Genomic DNA, 19,914 nt, shown 5'->3' with positions numbered 1-19,914 from the left:
CCCGGCACTTATTTGGGTGCCGGGTTCTTTTCTGCAATGGATATTGAGCCGTTGCTGGTGTCGAGAGGATCGATAATGGTCCTGGATGCACCGTCGATTAGATCTCGATGGCTTCATTGATGTGTTCCAAATATGAATGGATCCACCGAGAACCAATTGACTCGAGGTTTTCATTGACAGCACTTACGTGGAGCTGATAAAGTAACAACTCGTGCCCGTACGGGGCGGAAATGAAAGGTTCAGGATACATGCGTACTCTAGTTACTCTTGCGTGCACTGAGTGCAAGCGCCGCAACTATACGACCACCAAGAACAAGTCGACCATGCCTGATCGTATGGAGATCAAGAAGTATTGCCCCTGGTGCCGTCACCACACGCTGCACAAAGAGACTCGCTAGTCTCTAGTCATATACGCCAGTAGTTCAATTGGTAGAGCATCGGTCTCCAAAACCGAGTGTTGAGGGTTCGAGTCCTTCCTGGCGTGCCAGTCATTATTCCGTAAGCTCCCACTTGGGGGCTTACGGTTTACTCATGTATAAGCGCATTGCGCGGAGGTAACCCAAATGGCCAACAAGAAGAACAAGAAGAAGGCACAGCAGCAGGCGCCTGCCAACAACGCTGCCGCCAACTCCAAGGTTGAGGCCAAGAAGGCCGTTGCCAAGAAGAGCGAGAAGGCTGCGAAGTCTAAGAAGAACGAGAAGCCTGGTTTCTTCGCCCGCACCAAGAAGTATTTCGCTTCGGTGAAGTCCGAGATGAAGCGTGTCACGTGGCCCGATAAGAAGGAGCTCGTGAACTACTCGGTCGTCGTTTGCGCTTCTCTGATCGTCGTCGGCGTCGTCATCGCTCTGCTCGATGCTGGCTTTGGCGAGGCTCTTGCTCTGTTCTCTGGATTGAGGGGCTAAACCATGTCTAAGCGTTGGTACGTCGTTCACACTTACTCTGGATACGAGAACCGCGTTAAGTCCGATCTCGAGCATCGTATCGAGACCATGGGCATGCAGGACCGTATCTTTGATATCGAGATTCCTATGGAGCGCGTCACCGAGATCAAAGAGGGTGGCAAGCGCGAGACCAAGGATTCTAAGATCTTTCCGGGTTATGTCCTGGTTCGCATGGAGATGGATGACGATGCGTGGACGTGTGTTCGCAACACGCCCGGCGTCACCGGTTTCCTAGGCGGCAACGGCAAGCCCGCTCCGCTTTCCCGCGACGAGTACAACAAGATGACTCGTCGTCCCGGTAAGGGCGATTCGCCCAAGCGCACCTCGGTTGATATTCAGGTCGGCACGTCCGTCCGCGTCACCGATGGCCCGCTTACCGACTTTGATGGCAAGGTCTCCGAGGTTAACACCGAGGCTGGCAAGCTCAAGGTCACGCTGATGATCTTTGGCCGCGAGACGCCGGTCGAGCTCGACTTTAACCAGGTCGCTGTCATCGCTTAAGTTTTCGTCCGTTCGCGCGAGCGTGCTTCTTCTGTGACTGCTCATCTCAGGAGTGCTTCTAACACGTGCGTGCTTACGATATAGCAAGTACTTCACACTCGTGATTCGAAAGGAATGACCATGGCTGAGAAGAAGGTTGCCAACGTCATTAAGCTCCAGATTCCTGCTGGTGCAGCTAACCCCGCTCCTCCCGTCGGCCCCGCTCTGGGCGCTGCTGGCGTGAACATCATGCAGTTCTGCCAGGCCTTTAACGCCGAGACGCAGGACAAGAAGGGCGACATCATCCCCGTTGAGATCTCTGTCTACGAGGACAAGTCCTTCTCCTTCATCACCAAGACCCCGCCGGCGGCTCACCTCATCAAGAAGGAGCTGAACCTCAAGTCTGGTTCCGCTAAGCCCCAGGCCGACAAGGTTGGTCAGCTCTCCCAGGAGCAGCTCACCAAGATCGCCGAGATCAAGATGCCGGACCTCAATGCCAACGACATTGACGCCGCCAAGAAGATCATCGCCGGTACCGCCCGTTCCATGGGCGTCACCATCGCTGAGTAGCGATTTCTTTAGGTAATGACGGGTGCTCCGACCGGGGCGACCGTTATATGTGTGCAATAGGGCACACGATACGATGTGGGAGGGCTCACGCCCGTTTAACCACAGGAGGTAATGCACATGGCTAAGCATGGTAAGAGCTATAACGCCGCTGCCGAGAAGATCGACCGCGCCACGCTCTACACCCCCCTTCAGGCTGCCAAGCTCATCAAGGAGCTCGACACCGCCAAGTTCGACGAGACCGTCGAGGCCCACTTCCGTCTGGGCATCGATACTCGTAAGGCTGACCAGAACATCCGTGGTTCCATCTCCCTGCCTCACGGCACCGGCAAGACCGTTCGTGTTGCTGTCTTCGCCGAGGGCGAGAAGGCCCGCGAGGCCGAGGCTGCCGGCGCCGACATCATCGGTTCCGACGAGCTCGTCGCCCAGATCCAGAAGGGCGAGATCAACTTCGACGCTGCTATCGCTACGCCGAACATGATGGCCAAGGTTGGCCGCATTGGTAAGATCCTCGGTCCCCGTGGCCTCATGCCGAACCCCAAGCTCGGCACCGTGACCATGGACGTCGCCAAGATGGTCTCCGAGCTCAAGGCTGGCCGCGTTGAGTACCGCGCCGACCGTTACGGCATCTGCCACGTGCCCCTGGGCAAGAAGTCCTTCTCTGAGCAGCAGCTTGTTGAGAACTACGCTGCCCTGTACACCGAGATCCTGCGCGTCAAGCCCTCTTCTGCTAAGGGCAAGTACGTCAAGTCCATCTCCGTGTCTTCCACCATGGGCCCTGGCGTCAAGGTCGATCCCGCTGTCCAGCGCGACTTCCTGGCTGAGTAACTTTTAGTTACTGCCTGAGCAAAGCAAGCATTGCTAAAGAAACCCGGTTCTGCCTCGTGCAGGACCGGGTTTCTTGCTTTTGAGTCAACGAAACCACCACGAAGGGGACAGGCACCCTTGTGGTGGTTTTACTTGTGTTGTACTTTAGCGCGATGTAGTACTACCCGAGGCCGAAGGGAGCCCAACATGTTTAAGAACACGCAACAGCTCCTAGGCCTAGCGCTACTAGATTGGATAGCGCGCTAGGGTTGTAATCTCGCTATAACGATTTGTTGTACCCGGGTGCGCTATCGTCTGCCGCTTTCAGGCGTGATGAGCGACACGGGTATTTTTCTATCTCTAGGCCTTCTCTCTCTCCTGAAAGCCATCTGTCATAAAACGGTCAATCAGGAGGAACATATAAGCCGCAAAATCACAATCTTTGACGCCACCCTGTGCGACGGTGAGCAGTCGCCGGGCGCCAGCATGAATACCGAGGAAAAGCTCTTCATCGCCCGCCAGCTGGTGCGCATGAACGTGGACGTTATCGAGGCGGGCTTTCCCATCTCGAGTCCTGGTGACTTTCGCTCCGTACAGGAGATTGGCAAGATTGCGGGCGACCGATGCACGGTATGCGGCCTGACGCGCACTGTCGACAGGGATATCGAAGTGGCTGCAGAGGCGCTCAAAACGGCCCAGAGGCCCCGTATCCATACAGGGCTGGGTGTGAGCACCAGTCACCTGCGCGACAAGCTCCATATGACTGAGGAAAGGGCAATTGAGTGAGCGATCCATGCCGTCAAACATGCTCGCAAGTTCGTTGACGATGTTGAGTTTTATGCTGAGGATGCCGGCCGCTCCGATCAGGAGTTTCTGGTGCGCATTATCGAGGCGGCCGTAAAGGCCGGTGCCACGGTCGTGAACATCCCCGATACGATGGGCTACAACATGCCGTGGGACTTTGGCGCCCGCATCCGTGACCTGCGCGGGCGCTGCGGGTGCGGCCGGTCAGCGTGCGGTCGACGTGATGGAGTATCGCGAGTACGAGATTGAGCGCATTGCGCGCCAGGCATTTGAGGCGGCGCGCAAACGTCGCGGCAAGGTGACGAGCGTTGATAAGCGCAACGTGCTGGAGACGAGCCGCATGTGGCGCGAGATCGTGCATCGCGTGCAAGACGAGGAGTACTCCGACGTGGAGCTTGAGGACCTGCTCGTCGACAACGCCGCCATGCAGCTCATCAGTCGACCGGCAGACTTTGACGTCGTGGTGACGGAGAACATGTTCGGCGACATCCTGTCCGATGAGGCGGCTCAGATTACCGGATCGCTCGGTATGCTTGCCTCTGCCTCGCTGGATGATGGCGTATCGCTGTTTGGGCCGAGCGCTGGCAGCGCTCCTGACATCGCGGGGCTCGGCGTGGCCAATCCGCTGGCTCAAATCTTGTCGGTGGCGATGCTGCTGACCTACGCGCTCGACATGGGCGAGCAAGCCGCGTGGATCGAGAGCGCCGTGGCGCGCGTGCTCGACGAGGGCTGGCGCACCCGTGACATCGCCGATGTCAACACCCCGGCAGATAAGATCCTCGGCACCACGACGATGGGCGACAAGGTCGTCGCCGCGCTGTAGGCGATGCCGATTCAAGCTGTCAAATATCTCAATCTGTAACATCTAAGGGGCAAAATCGTTCCTACCTGTTACAGATTGAGATTTTCGGCTGAGCATCCGTGGTCTGTCTCGATCTGTAACAGCTAACCGATTATTTGGGCCCTACCTGTTACAGATTGAGACAAACCGTTGGGACAGGTCGGACGAGTCAGCAAAACCACCACAAAGGTGCCGGTCCCCTTCGTGGTGGTTTTTAGCGCAACGAGGTGTTCCCAGCCGACCATACGGGCGGCCTTGCGCTCACGCTGCTCGATGACAGCGCATCTTTAGACGCGAAGTGCGGAACCGGGTGCATATACGAGCCGCGTAGCGTTACGAATTCATGGGAATGACCGTATCGCCAATTTGTACGCTTGCAATCTTGTCTGTGTCACAAACTTGCGAGAACGGCCAGGTCTTGTGGACATCAGTGGTGCCGTTATCCAGTTTATTTGCGAAATAGCCGCTGTGGCTGGTTGCGTCCTCAACATGACCGTCTTTGAACGTCACGATGAGGGGTATGTTGCCAACGGCATCCATAGACTCCTCCATGTTTTGAGACATCTTGCCGCTGTTGTTGTCGTGTTCGATGGAACGATTTATGTTGTAGCGGACTGAAACGCCAACGCAGGATACGGTGGCCTCTTGAATCGTCGCCTTGGTGCCGTTAAAGTTGACCGATTTGGGCGCGGGAATCGTAACGGATGTATCTTCGTAATTCAGCTGGAACTTAAGATCCCATGGGCCCGTAAGTATTTTCTTATACTCGGGAAGCTCTTTGCCAGCACGTGGCACAACGAGAGAGTTGATATGCGTGCGGACGGTCCTGCCCATAAGGCCGGGTGATTCAACGCTGAACTGTGCAAAGTATTGAATGCTGGAGTCATTGGGGTTCTTGTCAATGAGCCATGATTGGCCTTGGCCGCCATGCTCGCCATCAACGTATACGTTTCCATCGACACTTCCGGCGATAGTTCCGTTCTCGCCCGGCTCGGAAAGCTTTTTCAGGGCAGCGGGATCGTCGAACGTAAGCGTATAGGCGATGGTAACCATATCCTTGTCGCCCATGATGGCGTCGGCGGTCACGGTGACTCCGTTGTTGGAGCAGCTAGCACCGACGGGCCGGCCAATACGGTCGATGATCTCGGTTTGAGAAGCAGGTCCGTCAAAGATGTCGGAAAGCATGTCAGAAGGAAGCGGCAGGACGCCTGTTGCCATAGCCGTGCCAGCGCCTCCAATGACGATAGCGAGGACTGCCGTTACAGCGGCAATGCGAGCGACTGTTCTTACGGGATGGCGGGCGATGCGCGGCTTGCGTCGCGTGCCATTAAAGTTGCTTTGAGCGGTCGCCGCATCGCTTGAGGCGACGGACTGAGCAATCGAGTTTGCCATGTGCTGCTTCGCATTATCGGTAAACGAAATGTGCTCCAGGGCGTGGCGATAGTCATTCGAATTCGTAGTCATTGTGGTCTCCTTTCAAGGAAAGCCGAAGTGACGCACGTCCGCGGCTAAGGTGCTGGGCGGTTGCAGCTGGCGTCGCGTGAACGGCGTCTGCGATTTCCCTGATGCTCATGCCTGCGTAGTAGTGCAAAAAGATGGCGATGCGCTGTGCTTGAGGCAGGGCCGTGACAGCGGAAAGAATGGCGCAGTCGCGTTGCGCGAATTCTTGCTCGGTATGTGTTACGGGTGCGCAGAAATCGGGGAGCGAATCGAGGTCGACAACCGGGTGATTCGCGTGCGTACGGCCGATATCGCGACATGCGTTCAGTGCGACTCGGATCACCCAAGCACGTTCGTGTTCGAGCGAGTCGAACGGTTGAGTGCGTTGGAGAATCTTGATCAGCGTGTCCTGGCAGATGTCTTGAGCGTCGTCAGCGGATCCAAGGGCCGAATAGCACAATCGAAGGATGAGGTCGGAATACGTGTCGACCAAGCGCTTTGCTTCCCGCTCGATCTGATCGGCATCGCATCGGAGCGTGCTATTGCGGTTACGGCGTGCAGGCATAGTGTCACCTCCAATTGGTCGTGGTGGATATAGGGAAGGCGTCTCGCGAGGTCCCTCTACATACAACACGGTCGAGACTGCATAAGTTGACAAAAAAGACGGCACGTGAGCGCCGTCCTTACAAAACAATGAGTGTTCTCGTTAATTACACAAGCACCGTGATGGACAGGTCGGACGAGTCAGCAAAACCACCATAAAGGTGCCTATCCCCTTCGTGGTGGTTGTTGGCAGTTACCAGGGGGTTCTGGCGGTTGAAGACTCGATTGCTTCGTGGCGTTTGAGCTCGCGGCGCATGGTTTGCGAGTTGAGCCAAGCGGCCTTCCAACCGCGCGTGGGGTAGCGCGCCTCGTCAATTTCGATCTTGGTATAGCCGCAGGCGTTGACAATCTTCGTTCCGCATGGGTGTTGGCGCTCGCGTTGAAAGTTGGGGCCGTAGCTTTGGTGCACATGCCCGTGAATCATATAGTCGGGACCCCAAGACTCAAGAGCCGCATTAAAGCACTCGAATCCTCGATGCGGCAGGTCGTCCAGGTCGCCCATGCCTGCGACGGGTGCATGGGTAAGTAGAATATCGCATCCGTCTACCAGTGCGATTTTTCGCGATAGCTTGCGCATGCGTTTTGCCATCTCGCGCTCGGTATACATGTTCGCGCCGTCGCGGTAGCGCATGGAACCGCCCAGACCCGCAATGCGAATACCTCGGTACACATATACGCTGTCCTCAACACAAATGCACCCGCCCGGTGCATGGCGCGCGTAGCGGTCGTCGTGGTTGCCACGAACGTACACAAGCGGTTTGTTGATGACAGTGACCAAAAACTCAAGATAGTCCGGATCCAGGTCGCCTGCGGATAGAATCAGGTCAACGTCCTCAAAGCGCTCCTTGCGAAAACATTCCCACAGGCAGCGCTCCTCTACATCGGCAATGGCTAGGATATTCATAGGGCACGGACCTCCGGCTTGTTATCGAGCTGCGGAATCGAGCCTATAACGTTGTCAGCCAGCCAGTTCATCTCGACAATCTGCGTACTCGGCAGGGGAGGGAAGCCCTCAATCTGAACCACGCCGTCCTGGCTGTGGAGCTCGCCGCCAAATGGGTTGATGGAGCCCTCGACAATGCCGTTGCGAAGCAGCTGCACAAGTTTACGCGTCTGATAGGGTAGGCCCGGAGCGTAGCGAATATCGATGACGCCGGAGCTCATACCGTACCAGTAGTTGACGGCGCGCACCTGCTGGTCATCGGCGGTCTCGTCCCATGTGCCGTGCAGTAGGCTGCGTACGATGAGTTCGTAGTAACGGCCCCAGTTCCATACCGGCATAGCAATACCGGTAACTTCCTTGCCGTTTACCAGACGGTGAAGCCCGTAGGCGGTGGGGTCCTCGAGAGACTTGGACATATCGGCGCCGGTCATGACGCTCACGCCCTCGCGACACATGGCTTCGGCAAGACCGCCGGCGGGAACATCTCCCCAAGTGAGGATAATCTGCGCACGAGGGTCGAGCAGCGAGGCACCGATAGCGAAGGCGTTGATTTCGCTCAGCGCGCCCGAGGCGAAGACCGACGCATGGTAGCCAATACGGTGGTTGTCGGCCATGCTGGCGGCAAGGGCGCCCAGTAGGAACTTGGCCTCGTACATCTTTCCAAAGTACGAGCGGACGCTTTGGTGGGGAAGGCCGATTGAGCAGTTAAGGAACCGCACCTGGGGATACTCGACTGACGCCCTGAGCGTGTATTCCATGAGCCGGTGTGAGGTCGAGAAGATGACGTTCGCCCCGTGCTTTACGGCTGTCTCGACGGCGGCGTAGAACACGTCCGAATCGTGGCAGTCCTCGAACGCCTCGGTGCGCACGATGCCGCCAAAGTGCTCATCAAGATACCGGCGGCCCTGGTCGTGTAGGCTGTCCCAGCTCGACGTGGCACAGGGAAACTCGTGGATAAAGGCGATTCGCATGGGATTGGCAGTGGAGTAGACGGTCTTGCTCATAAAGAAGTTGAGCACGCCCGAGGTAGCTTTTGTCGGTGCGCCCTCTTTCTCGTTGGGCTGCGGCGCTTCGACAAGATCGACTTTGTCCTCGTCGCTTTTGCCGGCAATGACAAGCTCGCGCCAAATCTTGCACAGACGGTTGACGACGATATCCGTCGGCGTATCCAGCAGACGGTCCTGGTTGTAGACGTTGAGGTAGACGAGCATGGCATCGGCAGGCGTAATGTCCAAGTGGTCGCCGCCCGCGCGAAGATAGGCGCGCTTAAAGAGCAGGAAGGTGTGACGTAGGTAGTCGACCTTCTTTTGAGGCCATTTTTCGACAAGATCTTGGCCGAGCATTTTGGCAAGCATCTCGTAGCTGCCCTCGCGCGAAAACTCAATCTCGTACAGGGGGCATACGTACCAAAAGGCGCAAAACTCACCGTACAGGCGGCTCTCGACGGAATCCCACTTACCGGGGTACAGACGCGTCACCTTGGCCGAAACCGTCGGAGCGTCAAGGAATTTGAGGACGCTGACACGCTTGTTGCCCTCTTGGACGTAAAAGCGGTGCATGAACTCGGTGACGATGATGGGGTCGCGGTAGCCCTCGGAGATTTGGATATCGTAGAGGTTGGACCATTTGCGGGCGAATTCGGTATTCCAGGGGAGCAGCGGCATAAAGTTACACGAAAAGGCGGACTGGCGACCTTTGGTAACCGTGCCGACGACCATTTCGAGCGGAATGTCCCGCAGGCCGATGTTCTCGCGCTGCCCGCAGGGAAGCTGGGCGACCAAGCTGTCGAGGTCCGTAAGATATGGATGCTCGCTTTGGCTGATGGCGCGACGGCGTCCCTGTTCGCCGCGCTTGCGCGCTTGACGATAGGCCTCTTCCATGGTGTCTACTCCCTTAGTCGTTTAAACAACGATATGAACCATGGTACCACGATGCGAAACCACCACAAAGGTGCCTGTCCCCTTTGCGGTGGTTTTAGGCGATGATGGGGGCGATGGCGCGGATGCAGGCGTCGGCTGCCGTAAAGGTGGTGCTGTCGTCACTGACGATAAAGATGATCTTACCCTTAATGCCAAAGTCGCCGATCTCGCTAAAGAGCACGTAGGGTTCCTTGTCAAAGCCCGAGATGGGTGAAACGGCGACCTTGGTGGCACAGGCGAGCTCGTCTGCCAGCGCATCGAGCGAGTCCCACTTTGACGTGTCCTTCACCGCGACGGGAACGACAACGCGTCCAAAGGGCATGAGGTGCACGAGTGTGTTCTTGGAGATGTTGGAGTTGGGGACGATGATGGTCTGTCCGCAGGCGTCCTCGATGGTCGTGTGGCGCCAAGTGATGTCCTGGACCACGCCCGACACGCCGCCGACCTCGATATTGTCGCCGGGCTTGATGATGCCCATAAAGGTCACTTGCATGCCGCCGATAAGGTTTGATAGCGTGTCCTGAAAGCCGAGCGAGATGGCGATGCCGCCGACGCCAAGAGCGGCGACGAGCGCGTTTGCGTTAATGCCAAAGCAGTTGTCGAGGATAAAGCTGCCGCCGATCATCCAAATGACGGCACGCGCGATGTTGATGAAGATGCTCGATGCGGGAAGCGGGTTGTCGTCTCGGTTGAGTAGGTGGCGCAGGGTCTTGGATGCCACCTTGGCGGCGATGGCGGTGACTATTACCAAGATGACGGCCCAGATGATGTTGTGGACCCAGCGCTGCTCAAAGAAATGAAGAATCGGTTCAAACAATTCCATGTAGGGAAAACCTCCTAATGATCATTCAACCATGATACCCACCAAAAAGCCCGTCCGATCACATCGGACGGGCCGATAACTTGAGATGGGGTGGCCGCGGTGGCGTAAGCTGGGCCGCCGGCGAGCACGCCGGCAAGGAGTGCGGCGGTCAAGCAAGACGGGGAAGGAGTCTTCTCATGGCAGTTTCCTTAGTTCTTAACCAGTGGTTCCTGCTGACGCTGGATTATCGACATGATATGCGAAAACCGTCGCAAAGGTATCTGTTCCTTTGCGGCGGTTTTGACGTTTGCGCAGATAAAACCTGCCAAAATAAACCTGTCCCTTATTGGCAGGTTTTAGCTCAGCAGCATGCGGTCGTTGGCGAGCTCGCCGCCCGAGACCTCCTCGAACTTCTGCAGCAGGTCGGCGACGGTGAGCGACTTCTTCTCGTCGCCCGCCACGTCGTAGATAACGTGGCCCTCGTGCATCATGATCAGGCGATTGCCCAGACGGATGGCGTCATTCATGTTGTGCGTGACCATGAGCGTGGTCAGGTGGTTCTCGTCGACAATCTCCTCGGTCAGATTGAGCACCTTAGAGGCGGTCTTGGGGTCGAGTGCCGCGGTGTGCTCGTCGAGCAGCAGCAAGCGCGGCTTGGTGAGCGTGGCCATGAGCAGCGTGAGTGCCTGGCGCTGGCCACCCGAAAGCAGGCCGACCTTGGCGTTGAGGCGCGTGTCCAGGCCAAGGTCCAGGCGCTTGAGCAACTCAACGTACTCGTCCTTCTCGGCCTTGGTGACGCCCCACGAAAGGCCGCGACGCTGGCCGCGACGCTTGGCGAGGGCCAAGTTCTCGGCAATCTGCATGTCGGCTGCGGTGCCGCGCATGGGATCCTGGAACACGCGGCCCAGGTACTTGGCGCGCTGCGACTCGCTCAGGCGCGAGATGTCGGTGCCGTCGAGCTCGATAACGCCCGAATCGAGCGGATATACGCCGGCAATCATGTTGAGCAGCGTGGATTTGCCGGCGCCGTTGCCGCCGATCACAGTTACAAAGTCGCCGTCGTTGAGGGTAAGGTCGACGCCGGTGAGCGCGCGCTTCTCGGTGACGGTGCCCTTGTTAAAGGTCTTCTTGACGTGCGAGAGCTTAAGCATCTGCCTCATCTCCCTTCGTGTAGGAGCTGCGGAGCTTATAGCGCTCCCAAACCACGGGCACGCACAGGGCCACGGCGACAATCACAGCAGAGAGCAGTTTCATGTCGTTGGCGTCCATGCCCAGCTGCAGCACGATGGCGCGGATAAGGAAGTACACCACGGAGCCAAAGACGGCGGAGGCAAGACGGACGCTAAACTGCGTGAGACCGCCGGGCAGCAGGCGGCCGAGCACCTCGCCGATGACGATGGCGGCAAGACCGATAACGATGGCGCCGGTGCCCATGCCAATGTCGGCATACTTCTGGCTCTGGCAGATAAGCGCGCCCGAAAGGCCGATGAGGGCGTTGGAGAGCACGAGGGCGATCATCTTGGTGGAGTTGGTGTTGACGCCCAGAGCGCGGATCATGTACTCGTTGTTGCCGGTGGCGCGCAGCGCCGAGCCGATCTCGGTGCCAAAGAACCAATACAGGATGGCAACGATAGCCACGGCGAGCAGGATGCCTAAGATGATGGCAACGGTGGACTGCGGCAGACCGGTCATATTGCTGACGGCCGAGAACACGGTGCCCTTGGCAAGAATTGGCGTATTGGACTTGCCCATGATGCGCAGGTTGATGGACCACAGGCTGATCTGGGTGAGGATTCCGGCGAGGATCGCGGGAATCTCGAAGACGGTGGTCAAAATGCCCGTGACGGCACCCGCGATGGCGCCGGCGCACATACCGGCCAGCACGGCGAGCAGCGGGTCGACGTTGTTATTGACGATGAGCACAGCGCAGACGCAGCCGCCGAGGGCAAAGCTGCCGTCGCAGGTCATATCGGGAATGTCGAGCAGGCGGAACGTGATAAACACGCCAAGCACCATAATGCCCCAGAGGACGCCCTGCGAAACGGCGCCCTGCAATGCAATGAGCATGCTTCATACCTCCTAGGATAGGGTGGACACGTGATTCACCATAATAGCGGTAACAATGCATAGAAGAGCTGCGGACAGACGTTTTGTTTTACCTGAAACAAGCAGGGCGGACGCCGGTCTACAGCGCCCGCCCCTGTGGCTCAGATATTGAATAACGCAGCTAAAGCGCGAGCACGGGCTCTAGACGCATGCCGCGTATAGCATTACGCGTCCAGAGCGGAAAGGTCGATGCCCAGGGCCTCGGCCATCTCGTCGTTCTTGACGACGACCAGGTCCTTGCTCGAGAGGTGCTTGATAGGCATGTCTTCGGGCTTGGCCTCGCCCTTCAGAATCTTGACGGCCATCTCGCCCGCGGCGTAGCCCAGATCCTCGTAATTGATGGAGAGGGTGAACAGGCCGCCGGCCATGCACATGCCCTCCTCGCCAGTCACGAAGGGAAGCTTGTTCTCCTTGCAGATCTGGCCGACCTGCGAAGCGCCCGCGGCGATGGTGTTGTCAGTGGGGGAGTACAGCGCGTCGACCTTGCCCACGGCAGACTCGACGACGGACTGAATCTCGTTGGAGCTCGAGACGGTGAAATCGGTGTACTCGAGGCCCAGCTTGTTGAGCTCCTTCTTGGCGGCTTTGATCTGGACGTCGGAGTTGGACTCGGCGGTGCAGTAGAGCAGGCCGACCTTTTTAACGTCGGGCAGGACCTTCTGCATCATCTCGAGCTGCTCGGCGACTGGGGTGAGGTCGGAAGCGCCCGTGACGTTGGTGCCGGGCTTGTCGTTGTCCTGGACCAGGCCGGAGGCGGCGTAGTCGGTGATGGCACAGCCCACGATGGGGATATCGGCCGTGGCGCCGGCGGCAGCCTGCGCGGCGGGCGTGGCGATGGCATAAATCAGGTTGACGTTGTCGCCCACAAACTTGTCGGCAATGGACTTACACGTGGACTGGTCGTTCTGGGCGTTCTTCTGGTCGATCTTGACCTTAAGGCCGCTCTCCTTGATGGCCTTGACAAAGCCGTCGTTGGCGGCATCGAGTGCGGAGTGCTCGGTGAGTTGCAGAACGCCGATGGTGTAGTCGGAACCGGCGGCAGCAGAGCCGGAACCAGAGTTGCCGCCGCATCCGGCGAGCGGGGCGAGCGCGAGCAGACCGGCGGAGACCAGAAGGCTCCTGCGGCTGATGGTGATGTCCTTCATATCATTACCCCCAGTATAAAAATGGCTGGAAACACTGCACTGGGACAAAGTGCAAGTGGAACTATAGTAGCGCTGATGTCCATTTTTACAACAGCCTGGCGGGTTTTTTAATACAGAATCGGATGGGCGGTACGGGTAGTCGAATGGGCGGCGGAGGGTCTTATGCGGCGGAGGAGGCATCGTCCTCGTCCAGGACGGCGAAGAGCTTCTTGCCGTCGAGGAGACGTGTGGTGACGTTTCTCATGCGGCCGATCTCAACGGTACGCAGCGTGTCGTCGGCGCCTCGCGCGTCATAGACCGTTCCCAGCAAATACGAGATGCCGTCTCGTTGCTTGATGGCAAAGGGCCGGAGTGTCATCCGCGCCACTTCGACCTCTCCGCGTGCCGTGACACTCGAAATATCAAAACTCACCGTGGTTCCGTGGTCGATGGCCTGCTCGATGAGCTCGCAGGCATCGATGCGCTTGACGGGCGTGCGTATGGCCTTGGTGGATTTGTCGCCTGCGCTTGGAGCAGGCTCGGGTGCATCGAGGTAGCCGCGAACGTCGGCACTCGCCATGGCGACCAGGTGCTGCGCCATGCTTTTTCGAATGGCGATGGGCGTAGAGCGGTTGCGCATGACCATGCCGTGGAGCCGGATGATCTCTTCGTCGGTGAGCGGACGGGTCAAGAGCCGATACCCCACGCCGCGCTTGTATTCAATTTCGTATCCGGCATGGCGAAGTGCGGAGATGGCGGTGTAGATGCTGCGCCGCGCCGCCGAGATGGGCATGCGGGCGGGGTCGTCGGGATGGGCGAGACGCCGGATCAACTCATCGGAAAGCATGGCCTTGTCCTCGCCGGTGTTTTCGCTTAATAATTGCAGGATGCGAACGGCGCGATAGGCTGCCATCGAGGCGGCGCCCCTCGTCGTGGTCTCGTAAGTTTCAACAGCGGTTTCGGTCATGGCGTCCACGTCCTTTCCGTTTTGGGTGGCGACGGTATGGAGCCTAGGGCGCGGGGCTTTCCCAGGGGTGCAGGACACTCCGGGCGGTCGGTAGTCGTCGGCAAGCGGCGGGTCGAGTTTTCAACAGCCCTGCTCAACTGACCAAAATCTTGCCAAAAGCTTGACGGATACTGTTGAAAAAAGCGCCCCTCGGCTTGCCGAGAGGCGCTGGCGTGATGCGCTGGAACGCGTTCGGTGGCGCTGTGGCGATTAGAAGTCGGCGTTGCCCACGGTGCGCGGGTGCGGCAGGACGTCGCGGATGTTGCCCACGCCGGTCAGATACATGACCAAGCGCTCGAAGCCCAAGCCGTAGCCGGCGTGCTTGCAGGAACCGTAGCGGCGCAGGTCAAGGTAGTACTTGTACTGCTCGGGATTCATGCCCAGGTCCTTGATGCGGGCCTCGAGCAGATCCAGGCGCTCCTCGCGCTGGGAGCCGCCGATAATCTCGCCGATACCGGGAACCAGGCAGTCGGCGGCGGCGACGGTCTTGCCGTCCTCGTTCATGCGCATGTAGAACGCCTTGATCTCGGCCGGGTAGTCGGTTACGAAGGTCGGTCGCTTAAAGTGCTCCTCGGTCAGGAAACGCTCGTGCTCGGTCTGCAGGTCGATGCCCCAGCTGACGGGGTAATCAAACTGGTGGCCAGCAGCGACTGCCTGCTCCAGGATTTCGACAGCCTCGGTGTAGGTAACGCGGGCAAAGTCGGAGTTTGCCACATGGTCCAGGCGCTCGATCAGGCCCTTGTCCACAAACTTGTTGAGCATATTGAGCTCGTCGGGGCAGGTGGCCATAACGTCCTTAAGGACGTACTTGAGCATGGCCTCGGCGTTATCCATGTAGTCGTTCAGGTCGGCAAAGGCCATCTCGGGCTCGATCATCCAAAACTCGGCGGCGTGGCGCGTGGTGTTGGAGTTTTCGGCGCGGAAGGTGGGGCCAAAGGTGTACACGTCGCCAAAGGCCATGGCAAAGTTTTCGGCATTGAGCTGGCCGGACACGGTAAGGCTCGCGTGCTTGCCAAAGAAGTCCTGGCTCCAGTCGACCTCGCCGGACTCGGTGAGGGGCGGATTTTTGGGGTCGAGCGTGGTCACGCGGAACATCTCGCCGGCGCCCTCGCAGTCACTCGTGGTGATGATGGGGGTGTTGACGTAGACAAAGCCCTGCTCCTGGAAGAAGCGGTGGATGGCGGCAGCCGCGACAGAACGGATGCGGAACACGGCGCGGAACAGGTTGGTGCGCGGGCGCAGGTGCTGCTGGGTGCGCAGGAACTCGACGGTTGCGCGCTTCTTCTGCAGCGGGTAATCCGGGGCGCTGACGCCCTCGACCTCGATGGAGGTGGCAGAAAGCTCGAAGGGCTGGGGCGCATCGGGGGTCAGCTTGACGGTGCCGGTGCAAATGAGTGCGGCCGAGACGTTTTGATGGGCGATCTCGTCGTAGTTGTCGAGTGCCTCGCGGTTCATGACGACCTGCAGGTCGCGGAAGCAGCTGCCGTCGTTGAGCGTAACAAAGCCAAAGTTCTTCATGTCGCGGATGGACTTGACCCAGCCGGCGACGGTGACGGTCTGGCCGCCAAGCGACTCGGCATCGGCGTAAAGCTGCGCGATTTTGGTGCGGTTCACGTATCCTCCCATAACGGTTGAATGATAGTTATCCATACAGTTCGATATTCTAGCAGCTCGGCTCATTTGGGCTATACAGATAAGGCATTGGCGGGATGGTTTTTCAAACGAAAAGCGCCCACGGCAAATGCTCGTGGGCGCTTTTCGTGTTGCCTTTTGGCTGTGTGGCGCGGGGCCTGGCTACTTGGTCTTGGCTACCAGCAGCGGGTCGCCCAGTTTGACGAGCGGGTTGCCGCCGATAAGCGTTCCGGACTCGCCGACATGGTCGATGCTCTTAAGACGATCGAGCTCGGAGATGATGACGGTCACGATGTCCTCGTGGCCGGCGGCCTTGATGGCCTCGCGATCGAAGCTGATGAGCGGCTGGCCGGCCTTGACCGTGTCACCCATCTCGACAAAGCGGGCAAAACCCTTGCCGTTCATTTCCACGGTGCCCAGGCCAACATGGATGAACACGCGAAGACCGTCCTCGGTGATCATGCCGATGGAGTGGTTGGTGACGGTGGTGGCGCCGATACGGCCGTTAGCGGGGGCGTAAATGGTGCCGGTAATGGGCTCGATGCCGTAGCCCTGGCCGAGCATGCCCGAGGCGATGGTCTCGTCGGGAACCTCACTCAGATTGACGAGCACGCCGTTGACGGGAGCGTAGATGACGCCTTCGCGGGTGGCGAAGCTTGCTGCGGGCGGAACGGACGCCTCGCCCGACGAAGTGAACGTGGACTTGAGCGAATCGAGCAGACCCATAGATGCCTCCAACGTATCAGGCGCGCATGTTGCACGCGTGTGGTTTGCCGGAAACGTTTCGTACGTGTTTCCCAGCACGGTCAGCGCTCCTATTTTACGCTGTCCAACGATACCTCTGAACAGCGATTTTGTGATATATCAGTTGAAGGCCAACTTATTGCGGGGGTGTTTCTGCGCCGCGGGCTCAAGTGGGGTACGCTAAGGTGCGAAAAACGAGTGCGCACGAATCGCACGGAGGGAGCACCTATGATTATTGAGAACCATGCGCTGTGGGGCGAGGAGCCGACCGAGGATTATCCGGCGACGTTTACGTATCTGGGTGCCGAGCCGCTGCCCGACAAGCCCAATGGCCGCCGCCCCGCGGTGATCATCTGCGGCGGAGGCGGGTTTACGCATATCGCTCCGCACGAGCAGGACCCGGTGGCGTTTGCGTTTTTGGACCGCGGCTACCAGGCCTTTGTGCTCAACTATGTGACGAGCGCCACGGGCGACGTGAGCTTTCCGCACCCGCAGGCGGACCTCGCCAAGATGGTCGCTACCGTGCGCGCCAACGCCGACGAGTGGCATGTCGATCCCAAGCGCGTGTGCATCGTGGGTTTCTCGGCGGGCGGCATGATCTGCGCCTCGTTGGCAACGCAGTGGAAGACCGGACCTTTCGCGGGCCTTGCCGGGGCTCGTCCGGAGGATATTCGTCCCGACGCCGTGGTGCTGGGCTATCCGTTGCTCGACCTTGCCTATGTGCGCGATATGCAGACGCGCGACCCGCGCATCGACCTGCGCGTGCCCAAGACGGGTGGCAAGACGGGGCGCGATTTGCTCAACGACTATCTGTCGATGGTGACGGGCGGCGAGGCGACCGATGAGCACCTGGCCGACATTTGCCCTACCACGCACGTTTCGCGCCAGATGCCCCCGACCTTTGTGTGGGGCGTGTCCGACGACAAGACAGCGCCGATCGCACAGGTCTATCCGTTTGCGCAGCGCATGGCCGAGGAGGGCGTCGCTTGCGAGATGCACGTCTTTGACCAGGGCGGTCACGGCCTTTCGCTCGGCAACGCCAACACCGCGGTCGACAACGAGGACAAGCAGGTGGCAGTCCGTCCTTGGATCCGCCTGGCCTTCCGTTTCCTGGAGCGCCACGGTTTCTAGTTACGCGGTTTTACCAAACCGCGTAACAGCTCGACGCTGCAAGCCCGCCAGAGCGGCAATCTGCCTTTCAACTGCGGCGGCATGACCAGAAGGTCAATGCCGCCTCGTTTCAAGGCACCTTGCTCGCTCTGGCGGGCTTTCGCTGTCCGCGCCAAAGCATCGGCGTTGTCTTGGCTGCCAGAAGAATGATCCCTCGGGGACGGAGGAAAGCGGATTAGTTTGGGCGGTGCTGTCGCCAAGGTTTAAGACCGACGTCGTCCCTTGTTGCTTTCCTACCAGACGGTGAACTGGGCGTTTTCTGTGTTCCAATGGACATCGCGAACGTAGTCGCGCACGCCCGTCGCATCTCGTGCTTCGAACAACTCAAGAATATGAGCATGTTCGTTGTTGGCTTTATTGAGCAGTTCGCACGCCGTCTCCTGGTCGACAGTCTCGTAATCGCGCTTGATAAAGCAGCGCTCGAGTTGCGAAATCATGTCGCGCAGACGGTCGTTGCCGCAGCGGTTGAAGTACGTGAGGTGAAAGTCCCGCTGAATGTCGTCGTACTTTCGGATAAGACCGCCTTGGATCGCAAGGTCCATGGACCCAACCAAAAACTTCAGCTGCATGATGTCCTCGTCGGTTAGGAGAGGGCAGGCGAGGTATGCCGCCTGCCCGTCGAGAGGCCCCATAATCTCAAAGACTTCAACGGCGTTTTGCTGATCGAACCCTCGGACGCGGAATCCGCGGCGGGGGAGATTGTCCAGATAGCCGTCGCTTGCCAGCTGGATGAGCGCCTCGCGAACCGGCGTGCGCGACACGCCCATGGCATCGCAGATCGCCTGCTCGCTCACGCGGTCGCCGGCCGAAAGCTCGCCGGCGTCTATGCGACTCGAAATATAGTCGTATACATGATCCTTCAAGGGTCTTCGGAGCGTTTCCATGAGCTTATATTCCTCAACTGTATATTTTCAAAAATAAATACGTTTCGCCTCAATAGGCTAATTGAATTATAGAACGACCAGTTAAATCGCGCTACCAAACCAGAAGAAGCAATAATACGCTTACCGACAAATATCTACCGTTCAGGATTGCATACAATATACAAAACAGTAAAGACACCCTAAGATAAAGCCATCGGAAGGAAGGCGGACGCAAGGAAGTCCGCTCAGTACTATGAGATCCAAGGAGGATCATCATGACTAAGTTCAGCCACGTCATCATCCGTCGTCCCGGCAAGTCCCTGAGCAATGGCATCACGAGCGCTCCCGAGCTTGGCCAGCCCATCTACGAGCGCGCTATCGAGGAGCACTACGATTACGAGCATGCACTCGAGCAGTGTGGCGTTGACGTGTCGGTGCTGCCGGCGCTTGAGCAGTATCCCGACAGCTGCTTTGTCGAGGATCCGGCCGTTATCACTCGCTGCGGCGCCATCATTACCAACCCCGGCGCCGACAGTCGTAATGGCGAGAAGGACGAAATCGAGCCGGTCGTCCGTCGCTTCTTTGACGACGAGCATGTCAAGCACATCGTTTCCCCCGGCACGCTCGACGGCGGCGACGTCATGATGGTCGGCGACCACTTCTACGTCGGTCGCTCTGCTCGCACCAACGAAGAGGGTATCCGCCAGTTCTGCGAGATTCTCGAGGGCTGGGGCCTCGAGGGCTCCGAGGTGCCTCTGGAGGAGGTCCTGCACCTCAAGACGGGCGTCAACTACATCGAGGACAACAACATGCTCGTCTCCGGTGAGTTCATCGATAAGCCCGACTTTGCCCAGTACAACAAGATCGTCGTGCCCGAGGACGAGACTTACGGCGCCAACTGCATCTGGGTCAACGGTACGGTCATCGTTGCCGAGGGCTATCCGACCGTGCTCAAGGCCGTGCAGGATCTGGGCTACAAGACGCTCGTTGTCGACACCTCCGAGTATCGCAAGGTCGACGGAGGCCTCTCCTGCCTGTCACTGCGCTTCTAATGCGGCCGCTTTACTAGCTTAATGATCGCTTGACCGATGGCCCGGCACCCGATTCGGGACGTCCGGGCCA

20 protein-coding genes, 1 tRNA gene and 1 pseudogene are annotated in these 19,914 nt (G+C 58.6%); 10 read left to right on the top strand and 12 right to left on the bottom strand.

Going from position 1 to position 19,914, the window contains the following annotated elements; all coding sequences use genetic code 11:
• The first annotated feature begins 248 nt into the window (after nucleotides 1-248).
• From rpmG to DWZ52_RS05535, 8 genes and pseudogenes are all read left to right on the top strand, one after another.
• A complete protein-coding gene (gene rpmG, locus DWZ52_RS05570; RefSeq protein WP_022093895.1) occupies nucleotides 249-398 on the top strand; it encodes a 50S ribosomal protein L33 in 150 nt (49 codons plus the stop codon).
• Between the two features lie 13 nt (nucleotides 399-411).
• Nucleotides 412-487 (top strand) — tRNA-Trp (locus DWZ52_RS05565).
• Nucleotides 488-563: 76 nt separating this feature from the next.
• Entirely contained in the window at nucleotides 564-902 is a 339-nt protein-coding gene (secE, locus tag DWZ52_RS05560) for a preprotein translocase subunit SecE (RefSeq protein ID WP_089572519.1), read from the top strand.
• A gap of 3 nt (nucleotides 903-905) precedes the next feature.
• Nucleotides 906-1,442, top strand: coding sequence for a transcription termination/antitermination protein NusG (gene nusG / locus DWZ52_RS05555; protein WP_006234984.1), 537 nt, complete (start codon nucleotides 906-908; stop codon nucleotides 1,440-1,442).
• Between the two features lie 120 nt (nucleotides 1,443-1,562).
• Nucleotides 1,563-1,991, top strand: coding sequence for a 50S ribosomal protein L11 (gene rplK, locus DWZ52_RS05550; protein ID WP_022093893.1), 429 nt, complete (start codon nucleotides 1,563-1,565; stop codon nucleotides 1,989-1,991).
• 117 nt (nucleotides 1,992-2,108) lie between these two features.
• Nucleotides 2,109-2,816 (top strand): 50S ribosomal protein L1, encoded by a 708-nt coding sequence (gene rplA / locus DWZ52_RS05545; protein WP_022093892.1) that lies wholly within the window; start codon nucleotides 2,109-2,111, stop codon nucleotides 2,814-2,816.
• 312 nt (nucleotides 2,817-3,128) lie between these two features.
• Nucleotides 3,129-3,848: pseudogene (locus DWZ52_RS05540) on the top strand (hypothetical protein).
• Nucleotides 3,757-4,422: an isocitrate/isopropylmalate family dehydrogenase gene (locus DWZ52_RS05535; protein WP_226790685.1), complete on the top strand. Its 666-nt coding sequence runs from the start codon at nucleotides 3,757-3,759 to the stop codon at nucleotides 4,420-4,422. The pseudogene DWZ52_RS05540 and the gene DWZ52_RS05535 overlap by 92 nt, the downstream one beginning before the upstream one ends.
• A gap of 351 nt (nucleotides 4,423-4,773) precedes the next feature.
• On the opposite strand, the gene DWZ52_RS05530 is transcribed toward DWZ52_RS05535, so the two are convergent.
• The 11 genes from DWZ52_RS05530 to DWZ52_RS05480 all read right to left on the bottom strand — a co-directional run bounded on the left by DWZ52_RS05530 (nucleotide 4,774) and on the right by DWZ52_RS05480 (nucleotide 16,741).
• Entirely contained in the window at nucleotides 4,774-5,904 is a 1,131-nt protein-coding gene (locus DWZ52_RS05530) for a DUF4179 domain-containing protein (RefSeq protein WP_118385093.1), read from the bottom strand.
• Nucleotides 5,885-6,445 carry an RNA polymerase sigma factor gene (locus DWZ52_RS05525; RefSeq protein ID WP_117583099.1) on the bottom strand — a complete coding sequence of 187 codons (561 nt, stop codon included), beginning with the start codon at nucleotides 6,443-6,445 and terminating at the stop codon, nucleotides 5,885-5,887. The genes DWZ52_RS05530 and DWZ52_RS05525 overlap by 20 nt, the downstream gene beginning before the upstream one ends.
• Before the next feature lie 231 nt (nucleotides 6,446-6,676).
• Complete coding sequence (locus DWZ52_RS05520) at nucleotides 6,677-7,387, bottom strand: metallophosphoesterase (protein ID WP_117639531.1); 711 nt, start codon at nucleotides 7,385-7,387, stop codon at nucleotides 6,677-6,679.
• Nucleotides 7,384-9,306 (bottom strand): BMP family ABC transporter substrate-binding protein, encoded by a 1,923-nt coding sequence (locus DWZ52_RS05515; protein WP_118385092.1) that lies wholly within the window; start codon nucleotides 9,304-9,306, stop codon nucleotides 7,384-7,386. Before DWZ52_RS05515 ends, DWZ52_RS05520 begins: the two co-directional genes overlap by 4 nt.
• Nucleotides 9,307-9,400: 94 nt before the next feature.
• Entirely contained in the window at nucleotides 9,401-10,168 is a 768-nt protein-coding gene (locus DWZ52_RS05510; RefSeq protein WP_117635370.1) for a mechanosensitive ion channel family protein, read from the bottom strand.
• 335 nt (nucleotides 10,169-10,503) lie between these two features.
• Nucleotides 10,504-11,298, bottom strand: a complete 795-nt coding sequence (locus DWZ52_RS05505) for an ABC transporter ATP-binding protein (protein WP_022093887.1) — start codon at nucleotides 11,296-11,298, stop codon at nucleotides 10,504-10,506.
• Complete coding sequence (locus tag DWZ52_RS05500; RefSeq protein WP_006234992.1) at nucleotides 11,291-12,214, bottom strand: ABC transporter permease; 924 nt, start codon at nucleotides 12,212-12,214, stop codon at nucleotides 11,291-11,293. Before DWZ52_RS05500 ends, DWZ52_RS05505 begins: the two co-directional genes overlap by 8 nt.
• Before the next feature lie 203 nt (nucleotides 12,215-12,417).
• Nucleotides 12,418-13,398, bottom strand: coding sequence for an ABC transporter substrate-binding protein (locus DWZ52_RS05495; protein ID WP_118385091.1), 981 nt, complete (start codon nucleotides 13,396-13,398; stop codon nucleotides 12,418-12,420).
• Between the two features lie 160 nt (nucleotides 13,399-13,558).
• Entirely contained in the window at nucleotides 13,559-14,344 is a 786-nt protein-coding gene (locus DWZ52_RS05490; protein WP_117799699.1) for a hypothetical protein, read from the bottom strand.
• Nucleotides 14,345-14,593: 249 nt separating this feature from the next.
• The gene (gene asnS / locus DWZ52_RS05485; protein ID WP_117563868.1) at nucleotides 14,594-15,997 is read right to left on the bottom strand and encodes an asparagine--tRNA ligase; all 1,404 of its coding nucleotides are present in this window, start codon (nucleotides 15,995-15,997) and stop codon (nucleotides 14,594-14,596) included.
• 180 nt (nucleotides 15,998-16,177) lie between these two features.
• Complete coding sequence (locus DWZ52_RS05480) at nucleotides 16,178-16,741, bottom strand: PTS glucose transporter subunit IIA (protein WP_089572509.1); 564 nt, start codon at nucleotides 16,739-16,741, stop codon at nucleotides 16,178-16,180.
• Nucleotides 16,742-16,987: 246 nt separating this feature from the next.
• Between DWZ52_RS05480 and DWZ52_RS05475 the strand changes: the two genes are divergently transcribed.
• On the top strand, nucleotides 16,988-17,890 hold the full coding sequence (locus DWZ52_RS05475; protein WP_118385090.1) for an alpha/beta hydrolase: 903 nt from the start codon (nucleotides 16,988-16,990) through the stop codon (nucleotides 17,888-17,890).
• A 272-nt stretch (nucleotides 17,891-18,162) separates the two neighbouring features.
• On the opposite strand, the gene DWZ52_RS05470 is transcribed toward DWZ52_RS05475, so the two are convergent.
• Nucleotides 18,163-18,792: a GntR family transcriptional regulator gene (locus DWZ52_RS05470; RefSeq protein ID WP_233547272.1), complete on the bottom strand. Its 630-nt coding sequence runs from the start codon at nucleotides 18,790-18,792 to the stop codon at nucleotides 18,163-18,165.
• A gap of 275 nt (nucleotides 18,793-19,067) precedes the next feature.
• On the opposite strand from DWZ52_RS05470, the gene DWZ52_RS05465 reads away from it, so the two are divergent.
• Entirely contained in the window at nucleotides 19,068-19,844 is a 777-nt protein-coding gene (locus DWZ52_RS05465) for a dimethylarginine dimethylaminohydrolase family protein (RefSeq protein ID WP_118385089.1), read from the top strand.
• The last annotated feature ends 70 nt before the right edge of the window (nucleotides 19,845-19,914 follow it).

Source organism: Collinsella sp. AF33-16 (assembly GCF_003475325.1).
Classification (GTDB): domain Bacteria; phylum Actinomycetota; class Coriobacteriia; order Coriobacteriales; family Coriobacteriaceae; genus Collinsella.
This window is presented reverse-complemented; position numbering and strand designations above follow the sequence as displayed.